The organism is Pseudomonas sp. GW822-FHT02G04 (assembly GCF_058802085.1).
On record NZ_JBXANU010000028.1, the window covers coordinates 53190 to 66970 of the forward strand.

At 63.1% G+C, this 13781-nt stretch carries 2 protein-coding genes (1 of these 2 only partly in view); both read right to left on the reverse strand.

The window, feature by feature from the left end:
• Nucleotides 1–3237 carry a non-ribosomal peptide synthetase gene (locus AC1RO5_RS25945; protein WP_493178414.1) on the reverse strand — a complete coding sequence of 1079 codons (3237 nt, stop codon included), beginning with the start codon at nt 3235–3237 and terminating at the stop codon, nt 1–3.
• Nucleotides 3234–13781: the 3' portion of a non-ribosomal peptide synthase/polyketide synthase gene (locus tag AC1RO5_RS25950; RefSeq protein ID WP_493178415.1), read on the reverse strand. Its footprint extends 2970 nt past the window's final position; 10548 of the gene's 13518 nt are visible here — the last part of the coding sequence; its start codon lies off the right edge, out of view; its stop codon occupies nt 3234–3236. Before AC1RO5_RS25950 ends, AC1RO5_RS25945 begins: the two co-directional genes overlap by 4 nt.

Here is a 13781-nt window from a genome sequence, read left to right on the forward strand (position 1 = left end):
TCAACCGTTTTGTGCAGCCTTGGCGTTTTGCAGTTGCCGGGCTTTTTCGGTGAGCAACGCTTTTTCTTCGGGGCTCATGTTGTCCAGACGCAATCGCGCCTGGGCCATTTTCTCCAACTGACCCGGACTGCTTTCCCGGGAGCGCAACGCCGCCGCCAGACCCGCCACGGTCGGATGGTCAAACACCACGCCCGGCTGGATTTCGCACTGCAACAACTTGCGAATGCCGGCCACCAATTTGATCACCAGCAAGGAGTGGCCCCCGGCGGCGAAAAAGTCCCGGTCGATGCCCAGACGCTCAACCCCCAGCAACTGCGCCATGCGCGTCACCAGCAGTTGCTCAAGAGCATCGCGGGCCTGCATGCCTTCATCGTCAGCCGAGGTGGACGCGAGTTGCTGCAAGGCCTTGCGGTCGACTTTGCCGTTGGCCAGTCGCGGGAAGCTGTCGATCAACTGCAAGTGCTGCGGCAGCATCACACTGGGCAGACGCAGCGCCAGTTCGTCGCGAACGGCGTCGAGCAAAGTCGCCGAAGGCGCCTGATGCGGCACGATGAAAGCGAGCATCCCGTCTTGCGCGGACTGACCCGGCAACACCAGTGCTTGCGCGACCTGCGGCAAACGCAGTAACTCGGCTTCGATCTCTGCCAGTTCGATGCGAAAACCCCGTACCTTGATTTGCTGATCGCGCCGACCGTGCAACGCAATCGCCAGATCCGGGCGATAGCGGGCCAGGTCGCCGGTGCGGTACAGGCGCTCCTGCGGATTGAATGGGCTCTGGATAAACACTTGCGAATCGGCCTCGACATTCACGTAGCCGCGACACAACTGCGCGCCGCCGAGGTACAACTCGCCCAGCACACCGACCGGCGCCAGTTGCAGGTTATCGTCGAGTACAAACACCTGATTGTTGCCCAGCACCCGGGACAGAACACCGGTGTCAGGCACAGCCGCATCCAGATGCAGCGGATGAACCAGCACGCCGACCGTGGCCTCGGTCGGGCCGTAGTGATTGAACACCCGGCAATCACTGCGCAAACCGGCGATCCGTTGTACCAATGCCTGGGCAATCGGCTCGCCGCCCAGCACCAGCGTGCGCGGCAGTTGCGCGCGTTCGCTGTCGAGCAGCGCGGCCAGGTGCGACGGAACGATCTTCAGGCAATCGATGGCCTGCCGTTGCAGGAAATCGGCAAACAAATTGCAGTCCTGCATTTGCTCATCGCTGGCCACATGCAGCGCGGCGCCGTTGTACAAGGCGCCGAACAGCGCCGTGTTGCCCAGGTCCGCCGCCACCGTGGAGGTGAAGCCGAACTGCTGGCACTGCTCCAGCCCCAGAGCCTGGCTGACCTGAGCGGTGTAATTGAGCAATTGCCGGTGCTCGATGACCACGCCTTTCGGCATACCGGTGGAGCCGGAGGTGAACAGCACGTACGCCGCCTGATCGCCCTGTGTGTCGAGGGTGATGGCCGACGTGCTCGCCGGGGCCGATTGCAGCACACGATCCATGGTCGCCAGAGGCAACGGATGATCGTGCCATTGCGCGATGTGCCCGGCGTCGACCAGCAGCAACGCAGCGCCGGCCTGTTCCAGCATCAAGGCTTGACGGGCTTGCGGCCATTGCGGGTCCAGCGGCAGGTACGCCGCGCCGATGCGCCACGCCGCGAGCATGGCGATCACCAGCTCCGCCGAGCGTGGCAAGGCCAGCGCGACGATAGCCCCCGGCCCCATGCCCTGGGCTTTTAATGCCTGGGCCAACACCTCGACCTTCGCCTGCAACTGCCCGTAACTCAGGCGTTGATCGCCGTCAGTCAGGGCGATGGCTTGCGGCGTGGTCCGGGCCCAGTCGGCAATGCGCTGCGGCAAGAACCGGCTATCGACCAGTGCTCGCGCTGGCGGGTTGATCGCCAGCAAGCGCTGCTGTTCGGCGGCTCCCAACACGTTCAGTTGACCGAGTTCGGCGTGAAGATTGGCAACGATGTTTTCGAGCAATACGCGCAACTGCGCCAGCAACCCTTCCATCGCCTGAACCGAGTAGCGGGCCGGGTTGTAATGCAGCTGGAACGCGTGGGCGTTGCCCGCCTCGTCCGTTTGCAGTTCAAGCATTAATTCAAACAGTGCTTCGCGCATGGCCGAACGCGGAGTCCATTGCAGATCAGCGGACGTCGCGGCTTGCATGGCCCGGCACACGGCAAAACCATACGCCGGGTGAGCCGCCGTCGGCGCCAGTTCAGGCGACCAGTATTCCTGCCACGTCCGGTGCTCATCCAGACGCGCCGCCAACTCCGCCACCCAAGTGCTGAACCCTGCATTCGCCGTCAGTGTCAGGTTCAGCGGCAAGGTTTTCTCGAACACGCCCACGGCATCGCTGAAGTATTGGTAATCTTCGCGACTGTCATGCCGCACACCGACCAGCACCTGTTGATGCCCGCTGAGCCGACCCAGCAACAGCCACCAGGCCGCTTGCAGCACCACACTCGGCGATTGCTCCAACGCCCCGGTCACTTGCTGCAAACCGCTGCGCAGTGCCGGATCGAGCGTGAGCGCCTGCGACTGAGTGGCCGACGACAATCCAGGATTGCCATTGCGATAGGCCAGCCACGGAGTACTCAGATCAAGATCGGCGCCTTGCAGGTGTTCCTGCCAGTAGATACGTGCGCCGGCCGCGTCTTCGTCGAGCACCACTTCACTGCGCCATTCCAGGTACTGGGTGAATTCACCGGTCTCTTCATCATCGTCCGCCGCCGTTGGTTGCCCATAGGCCCGCACCAATTGCTGGTACAGCAACCGCACGCCGCTTTCATCGAGGCTGTGCCGGGCCAGGCCCAAGACCAATTTCCATTGATCATCGGCCAGGCGATAGAGCACCGCTTGCGCGCCCTCGGATTCACCGACGACAAAAGCACGTTCCGACCATTCGCTGAGCTGAGCCTGAATACCGGCCGGAGTATCGACCCGCGCCTGCACGCTCAGCGGGAAGCGCTCCGCCCCCCCGACGAACTGCCGAACACCATGGAATCCCGGCGCCTTGCCCAGCCGCGCAACCAGCATCGGCTGTTGCGCCAGCAAGCGATCCAGCGCGCTTTGCATTCGCTGCGGATCGAGGGCGCCGCGGATCTCGATCTCCAGGAAATGCAGCGCATCACCACAGGCCGGGGCCTTGGGCAACTGCTCCAGCAACCGTTGCTGTTCAGGCGTCAAGGCGTAACCCAGGTCCTGCTGCTCCATCGATACCTCGTTCATGCTCCGGTTTCCTCGGTATTCATTACGCGCTCAAGGGCGCTGCGGTCGAACATGTCGCCCATGGCCACGACGATCTTGCGCGGGCCTTCGAACGGATCACGGGCGTGGGCCACCAGCATGTTGTCCAGCAGGATGGCGTCGCCTTTTTGCCAGTCGAAACGCACCGCGCATTCTTCGTACAAGTCACCGATGCGTTGCATCACTTCGTCTTCGATCGGCGTGCCGTCGCCGTAGAACACATGGCGCGGCAAGCGGTCCAGGCCGAACATCGACAACAGGTCTTCCCGCACGTCCGGCTCCAGCCAATAGATGTGATGCAGTTGCACCTGGTTGAAGAACGATTTGGCGCCGGTCACCGGGTGACGAATGATGGCCGGGCCTGGGGTGCGGGTTTGCAATTCGTTGTTGTCGAGCCAGCGCCATTCGATGCCACCGGCCTGGCAACGGGCCTCGACTTCGGCACGGTCTTCGGTCTTGAAGAAGTGCTGCCAGGACACGTCGAGGTTGTCGGTGAAGGTGCGCACGTAAAGCAGGCCTTTTTCCTCGAACTTGTCGCGCAGGTCCGCCGGCAGTTTTTCGTACATCAACCGGCAATCCACCACCGGAGTCGCACCGCCAATGGGCGCGGCTTGCTCGCAATAGAACATCTGCTTGCGCGGCCAGCGGTCCTGATGGGAGCTCTCGTTGTGGAACAGGATCATCTTGCGTTCCGGGTACGGCGTGGAGCGGTAGGTGTTCTTGCCGCCCTCTTTCTTCGGCAGATCGCCGTACTGGCCGTAAAGCCCCGGCTGGATCGCTTCGGCAAACGCCTCGAAGCCCTGAATGCCATCCAGCTCGAAACCACGGAACAGAATCCCGGCATGCCTGGCGAGTTTTTCTTCGATCAGCGGCCGGTTGTTGTTGATCCACTCGATCAAGTCCAGATGCGGCTCGTTCGGTTCCAGCAACAGCGGGAACGGCTGTGGCGCGGCGATCAGCGATTCGCGTATCGGCGCCGGTCGGGCCTTGGCCGCCGGGATGGCGCCGCGCTTGAGGAACTTGCCGAGTTTGTCGGCCTTGGGTCCGGGGACGGCAGGCTTGGCGGCCACCGCTAAATTGTCGACTGGCATGCTGATAGCTCCCAATAGAATGTCCTGATCAGCGACGATCTGTTCCAACAGGGCTATCCAGGCCTTCACCAGGTGCTGAATGCGCTCGTGTCCGAACAAGGTTGTGGCGAATTGCCAATTACCCAGCAATTGCCCTGCTTCATCGTCAACGAACAACGCCATGTCGAATTTAGAATGGGTCTCCAGCGCCGGCAGCGATTCCACGCTCAAACCGCCCAGGGCCTGGGTGCGTCCCGGCAGGTTGTTCATCACGAACAACACTTGCACCAGCGGGTTCATGCCCTTGTGCCGCGGCACGTCCGAGGCGTCGACGATCATGTCGAACGGCAGGTCCTGATGCTCCATGGCACTCAGCAGGGTTTCCTGGGTCTGGCCCAGGAATCGGGCGAACGGCGTGGCGGCGTCGAACTGCGAACGCAACGGCAAGACGTTGACGAAGAAGCCGATCAACTGCTCAAGCTCCGGCTGTTCACGCCCGGCCACGTCGGCACCGACCAACACATCCGCAACGCCGCTGACCTGGTGCAACAACACCTGGAACGACGCCAGCAGCGTGCTGTACAGCGTGACGCCCGCGTCCATGGACAACTTGCGCAAGGCCGTGCTGAGTGGCGTGGTGAGCTGGAACTGCACCGCGTCACCCGCATAGGACGGTGTCAAACCACGGGGGTTGTCCGATGGCAACTTCAGTTGCCCGTCATAGCCCGCGAGCCGCGCTTTCCAGTACTCGGCCTGACGCGCCAGCACGCCTTGCTGCTCCAGTTCCTGCTGCCACAGCGCGAAGTCGGAATACTGCACGTCCAGCGCCGGCAACGGGTTCGGGTCACCGGCCTTGGTGCGTTCGTAAATCTGCACCAGTTCGTTGACCAGCAAGCCCATCGACCAACCATCGGAAATGATGTGGTGCATCGCATAAAGCATCACATGCTCGGTCGGCCCCAAGTGCAGGATCCGCCCACGCAACAACGGTGCGTGTTCCAGATCAATCGGCGTGCGCGCGTTTTCCAGTGCCGCTTGTGCCACCCGTTCTTCCTGGGCACTGCGGGACAGACCGGACAAATCGATCACCGGGAAATCCAGTTCAACCTGCTCGGCGATCACGGCAATCGGGTCACCTTCATCGTCCTGGGTATACGCGGTGCGCAGCACTTCATGGCGGCGCACCACCTCGGCGAAACTGCTGATCAGCCGTTCCACCGACAGTTCACCGCGCAAACGCAAGGCCATCGGCATGCCATAGGCCGCGGTGCCGCCGGACAATTGCTCGGCGATCCACAAGCGACGCTGCACCAGCGACAACGGTGCGCTGTGCCGGGTGCCATGGGCCTTGAGCACCACACCGTGGCCGTTCGGCTCAGGTGTGCCCTGCTGCTGCGCGATCCACGCCGCCAGGTCCTTGAGTCGCGGATGACTGAACAGGTCGCGCAGGCTCAACGTACAGGCCGTGAGTTTGCGCAGGCGCGAGACCGCTTGCGTCGCGAGCAGGGAATGCCCGCCCAGTTCGAAAAAGTGATCGTCGCGGCCGACCTGATCCAGTTCCAGCACGTCCTGCCAGACCGTGGCGATCTGCTGCTCCAATGCCCCTTCAGGCGCGACAAAGTCCGACGCCAGCAGACTGGCATCGACGCCCGGCAAGGCCTTGCGATCGATCTTGCCATTCGGGCTCAGGGGCAGGCCTTCAAGGAACAGCACATGGGCCGGAACCATGTAATCCGGCAGGCTGGCCTTCAGGCGTGCCTTGATGTCACCGCGCAACGCCGCCAGCATGGACGAATCGGCACTGGCTTGCGCCGGATCGTCGAACACCACGTACGCCACCAATTGCTGACCGATGGCGCCCGGTTGCGCCACCACCAGTGCCTGACGCACCGCAGGAACCTTCAGCAGATGGGTTTCTATTTCACCGAGCTCGATGCGCAAACCACGAATCTTCACTTGGTGATCGACCCGCCCGACGTACTCAATCACGCCGTCGGCGCGATAACGCGCGAGGTCGCCGGTGCGGTACACGCGGCCACCGCCCAGTGGATCGAACGGGTCGGGAATGAAACGCTCGGCGGTCAATTCCGGGCGCTGGAAGTAGCCCCGTGCGAGCAGCTCACCGCCAATCACCAGTTCTCCGACCACACCGACCGGCGCCGGTTGACCCTGGGTGTCGAGCACATGAATCGCCCGGCCGCCCAACGCCCGGCCAATCGGCATGGTCACCGGCAACGGGCTGCGGCCGGACACATAGTCGCTGCAATCGAGCACAGTGGCGCTGACCGTGGCTTCGGTCGGGCCGTAGGTGTTCAGCAGGCGCACATGGCCCAGCCCGGCCTGGCCCCAGGCGGCGACACCTTCCGGCGGCATGGCTTCGCCACCGACGATCACCTGGCGCAACGCGCCATAGTCACGATGACCCGCCGCCGCGAGGTCCTTGGCCAACATATTCCAGTAGGCAGTGGTCAGGTCGCTGACGCTGAACTGCTTGTCGAGCAATTCGCGATACCAGGTTTCGCTGTCCCAGATGTCCGGCCCGCGCAGCACCACCGAGGCACCGCAAATCAGCGCCGGGTAAAGCTGTTCGACAAAGGCATCGAAGTTGAACGTGGCAAATTGCAGCGAGCGGTCCTGCGGCGTGAGGCCGAGGAAATCCAGGGCCACCCGGGCATGACGGGTCAGCGCCGAGTGGGTGATGCCAACGCCTTTCGGGCGCCCGGTGGAGCCCGAGGTGAACATCACATACGCCAGGTTTTGCGGGCCGCTGCGCTCAGGCAGATTGTCGGTCCGGGTCGGGTAATCCAGTTGATCCAGGCGCAGGACGGTCACACCCGCAGCTTCCGGCAACTTCGGCGCGAGGTGGCTTTGGGTCAACACCACGCGAAGACCGCTGTCCTCGATCATCGCGCTCAGTCGCTCGGCCGGGTACTCCGGATCCAGCGGTACGTAGGCGCCACCGGCCTTGAGCACCGCCAGCAGGCTGATGATCATCTGCGTCGAACGCTCGACCGCAATGCCCACCAGCACTTCGGGGCCGACGCCGTGTTGCAGCAGCACGCGGGCCAATTGGTTGGCCTGGGCATTGAGCTGGGCATAGCTCAGGCGTTGCTCGTCGAAAATCAACGCCAATGCGTCCGGCGTGCGTTCGGCTTGCAGTTCAAACAAGCGCTGCACGCACACCTCATCGACCGGCAGCGCCAGCGGCTCGCGCACAGCGGTCGAGACCAGGGCCAGATCGCCCACGGCACTGGCGGCAGGTGACTCGACCATCTGCAACAGCAGGTGCGCGAGATGCCTGGCCAGTTGTTCAATCGCGGCGTCATCGAACTGCTGACGATCGAAACTCAGTTGAAACGACAACTCGGCGCCGAGGTTTGCCGACAAGGTCAACGGGTAATTGGTTTGCTCGAAGTTACCCACTTCACCGAAGCGCAGATCTTGTGGTGCGCCCTGTTGCAGGGCTTCGGAGATCGGGTAGTTCTCGAACACCAGAATGTTGTCGAACAGGGCTTCGCCGCCCTGCCCGGCCCAACGCTGGATGTCGAACAGCGCGGTGTGTTCTTGCTCGCGCAAGGCCAGGTTCTGCGCCTGCACCTGTTGCAGCCACTGCGCCAATGGCTGTTCGGCCCGTGGGCTGGCGACCACCGGCAAGGTGTTGATGAACAGGCCGATCTGCTGTTCGACCCCGGCCAGTTGCGCCGGACGTCCGGACACCGTGGCGCCGAAGCTGACCGTGTCCAGCCCGGTATAGCGTTGCAACAGCAGCAGCCAGGCTGCCTGCACCAGGGTGTTGAGAGTGACTTTCTGTTCCCGTGCAAAGCCATTGAGCCCGGCGGTCTGCGCCTGGTCCAGGGTCAGGAAGTGCTCGCCCTGGGCGGTGTTGGCCGCATCGCTGCCGGTCCACACCAGCGCCTTGGCCAAGCGGGTCGGCTCATCGAACCCGGCCAACTGGCCCTTCCAGAAACCCTCGGTGACCTGCGCGTCCTGTTGCGTCAGCCATTCGATGTAGTCGCGATAACGCCCCGCCGTGTTCGCCGGCACCTGGCCGCTGTAGCGTTGCAGCACCTCACCGAGCAGCTGCGAATTGCTCCAGCCGTCCATCAAGATGTGATGGCTGGTGTAGATCAGGTGAAAACGCGTGGTGTCGAGACACACCACCGTCAGGTTCAGCAACGGTGCGGCGGCAAGGTCAAAACCCTGCTGGCGCTGCGCGGCCGCCAGTTCGCTGAGCGCCAGCGCCACATCGCTCTGGTCGCGCCAGTCATGGAAGGTGAACGGCACGGCCAGTTGCTTGTGAATCACCTGCAACGGACGCTTGAACTCACCGTCCCAGACAAAACTGCTGCGCAGCACATCGTGCGCATCCATTGCCGCTTGCCAGGCCTCGCGGAAACGCTCGACGTTCAAGCCTTCGACGTCCACGCACAGCTGATTGATGTAATCGCCGGCCTGCTGCTCGTAGAGGGTGTGGAACAGCATGCCTTGCTGCATCGGCGACAGCGGGTAAATGTCTTCGACCTGGCGTGGCCTCACGGGCAACGCATCGAGCTGACGTTGCGTCAACCCGGCCAGCGGGAAGTCCGACGGCGTCAGCCCCTGATGTCGAGCCTCACAGCAGTGCTCGATCAAGCGCCCCAGTTCTTGCGCATAAGCCTGCGCCAATCGGGCGATGGTCGACTGATCGAACATCTGTCCGCTGAATGTCCAGCCGATACTCAATTCGCCGCCATACACCCGGCCATTGAGGGTCAGCCAGTTGTCCAGAGGCGCCAGCGGACTTTGCTCCGCCCCCGCCGATTCGCTGGCCGGGGTGAACAGCGCGCCCGCCTCGTCGCCAAACCCGGCATCGAACTGGCCGAGGTAGTTGAAGGTAATGCGCGGCGCGGGCAAGGCTTGCAGCGCCTGGCGGGTGCCGTCGTTACCCAGATAGCGCAGCGCGCCAAAACCCAGGCCTTTATCAGGGATCGCCCGCAGTTGTTCTTTGATCGTCTTGATCGAGTCCTGCGGCGTGCTCGCCGGGGTCAACCGGACCGGGAACAGACTGGTGAACCAGCCCACGCTGCGGCTCAAATCGAGTTCGTCGAACAGTGCTTCTCGGCCATGGCCTTCGAGCTGGATCAGGGTCGATGCGTCGCCCGTCCAGTCCGCAATCACCCGCGCCAGCGCCGTCAGCAACAGGTCGTTGACCTGCGTGCGATAGGCCGCCGGTGCCTCTTGCAGCAGCTGGCGGGTTTGCTGTTTGTCCAGGCGGGTCTGCACATGCAAGGCGTGGCAGTTGTGCAACTCGCCTTGGGGTCGATCGCAGGGCAAGTCATTGCGCGAATCCTGCAATTGCTCTTGCCAGAACGTCAGCTGAGCCTGCATCGCCGGGCTGTCGGTGTGTTGTTGCAAGCGTCGCGCCCAACCCTGGGTGGCGCTGGTCTTGGCCGGCAATGTGAGCGTTTGGCCGGCCTGCAACTGCTCGTAGGCCTGTTGCAGGTCTTCGAGCAGAATCCGCCAGGACACGCCGTCGACCACCAGGTGATGGATCACCAGCAACAGTCGCTGACTGCCATCGGCCATGTTCGCCAGCACCGCGCGCAGCAGATTACCGTTCGCCAGTTCGAGGCTGCGCTGGGCCTGCTCGCCCAACTGTTCGAGTGCCTCGGCATCCGCGACTTCAGCGGTCCACAGCAGCGGCGACTGTTGCCAGAGCGCCTGTTGCTCGGCCAAGGAGCGATGCTGCGCGGTCCAGTGGTCGCCCTGACGGGTGAAGGCCAGACGCAACGCGTCGTGATGGCTGACCAGTGCCTGCAACGCACGCTCCAGGTGTTGTGCGTGCAGCGGTTTGGCGGACTTGAGCAGCACCGACTGATTCCAGTGGTGCGGCTCGGCCATCTCGCGTTCAAAGAACAACTGCTGGAATGGCAGCAACGGCGTATCGCCAGTGACCGGGCCCTGGTCGATGCGCAAGTCGCTGTCGCCGACCTTCGCCACCGCCGCGAGGCTTTGTACGTTCTGGTGCAGGAACAGGTCTTTGGGGCTGAAATGAATCCCCGCCTGACGCGCCCGGCTGACCACCTGAATCGAGATGATCGAATCGCCGCCCAGCTCGAAGAAGTTGTCGCTGATCCCCACCTGCGGCCGACCCAGCACGCTTTGCCAGATTTCCACCAACGCCTGTTCGGTGGCGCTGGTCGGGGCGGTGTACAACTGGCGGCTGGCCGTGGTGTCGGCCTTGGGCAACGCCTTGCGTTCCAGTTTGCCGTTGGGGCTGACCGGCATTTTTTCCAGCCACAGCCAATGCTGCGGGACCATGTAGTCCGGCAAGGTCTGGCTCAGGTGTTCCTTGAGGCTGCGCTGCAAGGCGTTGCGAGTTTCGTCGTCGGCGTGCAGCAATGCGTCACGGGCCGGCACCACATACGCCACCAACAGCGTGCCGTCCTGGGCGATCACCACGGTTTCACGGACTTCGTCGTGTTCGGCCAGGCGCGCTTCGATCTCGCCCAACTCAATGCGCAGGCCACGGATTTTCACTTGATGGTCCATGCGCCCGGCATATTCGATCACCCCGTCGGCGCGATAACGCGCCAGGTCGCCGGTGCGGTACAGGCGCTGGCCGTCACCGAACGGGCTGGTCGCGAAGCGCTCCGCCGTGAGCGATGGGCGATGGTGATAACCCCGGGCCAGGCCTTCGCCGCCCAAATACAATTCGCCGATCACCCCCACCGGCACCGGCGACAACTCGTGATCGAGAATGTAAGTGCCCAGGTTGGCGATCGGCTGGCCGATCGGCACACTGTCGCGACCTTCGTCGATGCACGTCCAGTGCGTGACGTCGATGGCCGCCTCGGTCGGGCCGTAGAGGTTGTACAGACCGGCATTCGGCAGCTTGGCAAACACTTGCTGCTGCGCATCCACTTGCAGGGCTTCACCACTGCAGACGATCCGGGTCAGGCTGCTGCACTGGCCCACCGAAGGGTCTTGCAGGAACGCCTGCAACATCGACGGCACAAAGTGCAGCGTGGTGATGCGTTGCGCGGTGATCAATTCGATCAACTGCGCCGGATCACGATGAACACCCGGCGCAGCCACCACCAGGGTCGAACCGGTCAACAGCGGCCAGAAGAACTCCCAGACCGACACGTCAAAACTGAACGGCGTTTTTTGCAGCACGCTGTCCGTGGCGTCGAGCCGATAGGCCTGTTGCATCCAGCACAGGCGATTGACCAGTGCCGAATGACGGTTGCCCGCACCTTTGGGTTTGCCAGTGGAGCCCGAGGTGTAGATCACATAGGCAAGGTTTTCGCCGTCGAGGTCAATGCCAGGGTTGCCGTCGCTGCGGCCTTCCAGCCAGTCGCCGTCCTGATCCAGCACCAGGCTGCGAATGCCGGCCGGGATCGGCAATTGCTCAAGCAAGTGACTCTGGGTCAGCAGCAATTGGATGCCGCTGTCTTCAAACATGTAGGCCAAACGTTCCTGCGGGTATTCCGGGTCCAGCGGCAAATAAGCACCGCCGGCCTTGAGAATCGCCAACAGGCCCACGACCATTTCCACCGACCGCTCGACCGCGATGCCCACCAGCACATCCGGGCCGACGCCCTGCTCGATCAGCACGTGAGCCAGTTGGTTGGCGCGGCCATTGAGTTCGGCGTAGCTCAAGCGTTGCTCGGCAAACACCAGCGCACACGCCTGCGGGGTTTTACCGACCTGCTCTTCGATCAGCGCCTGCACGCTGCGATGCAACGGGTAGTCGACGGCGGTGGCGTTCCAACCGGCGACCGTCAGTTGCCGCTCGCGGTCATCGAGCAACGCCAATTGCCCGACCGGACGGTGGATGTCCTCGACCAGGCCCTGCAACAGATTCAGCCAGTGCCGGCCCATGCGCTCGATGGTCGATGGCTCGAACAAATCAGTGGCGTAGGTCAGCGAGGCGTGCAGGCCTTGTGGGTTATCACTGGTGTCCAGGGTCAGGTCGAACTGCGCGGTGCGGTGTTCCCAACTGAGGTTTGCCAGCTCGATGCCCGGCAAGGATTCGGCCAGCGTTGAGACCGCTTCGCTGCGATGGTTGAACATCGCCTGAAACAACGGGCTATGGCTCAGGTTGCGTTGCGGTTGCAGCGCATCGACCAGTTGCTCGAACGGCAGGTCCTGATGCATCTGCGCCGCCATGGCCGTCTGCTTCACCTGTTGCAGCAATTGAGCACCCGTCAGCTGGCCGTCGAACTCGGCGCGCAGCACCTGGGTATTGACGAAGAAACCGATCAGACGCTCGGTTTCCAGCCGATTACGGTTGGCAATCGGTACACCGACGCGGATATCGGCCTGGCCGCTGTAGCGACGCAGCAAGGTCTGGAACGAGCCGAGCAACAGCATGAACAGCGTGACGTTTTCGCGCCGGGCCAAGGCCTTCAGGGCATTGCTCAGGGATTCGTCGAGGGTGATCGGCAGACGCGCCCCGCGAAAACTTTGCTGCGCCGGACGCGGATGATCGAGTGGCAGCTCCAGCAGCGGCTGTTCGCTGCCGAGTTTTTCGCGCCAGTAGGCCAATTGCCGATCCCGTTCGCCGGCGGCCATCCATTGACGCTGCCACACCGCGTAGTCGGCGTACTGCACCGGCAATGGCGGCAGCTCGGCTGGCCGGCCCTGGCTGATCGCCGCATACAAACCCATCAGGTCATCGATCATCACCTGCAACGACCAGGCGTCGGAGACGATGTGGTGCAGGGTCAGAATCAGCACGTGATCCTGCTCGCCCACCTGCAACAGGACGAAACGCACCAACGAGCCGTCGAGTACATCGAACGGGCGTTGCGTCTCCTGTTCGACGAAGGCCTTGATGCTCGCTTCATCGCTGGCAGTCAGACGTTGTTCGACAAAGCTCACGCGACCTTGCGGGCGGATCACCTGCCAGGTGCGGCCATCTTCCTCGACGAACGCTGTACGCAGGCTTTCGTGGCGCACCACCAATGCCTCGAAGCTGCGTTGCAGGGCGTTCTTGTCCAGCGCACCGCGCATCCGCAGCGCGGTCGGAATGTTGTAGGCGGCGCTGTCGGGGTCCATTTTCCACAGGAACCATTGGCGCTCCTGGGCAAAGGACAGCGCCAGCGGTTGGTCTCGGTCGACCCGGGTCATCGGCGGCGACTGCTCGCCCGGTTCGGCGCCCAGCGCCTGGACGAAATCCTCCAGGGTGCTGTGCTCGAACAGGCTGCGCAACGGCACCTGGATGTCCAGCACCCGCCGCACCCGCGACACCACTTGGGTCACCAGCAGGGAGTGCCCGCCCAGCTCGAAGAAGTTGTCGGTCAGGCCCACGCGATCCAGTTTCAGCACGTCCTGCCAGATGGCGGCGACTTGCTGTTGCCGTTCGCTCTGCGGGGCGACATAACGCGCCTGCAACTGGCTCGCGTCCACCGCCGGCAACGCCTTGCGATTGAGTTTGCCGTTAGGCGTCAGCGGCAGGCTGGCGAGAAA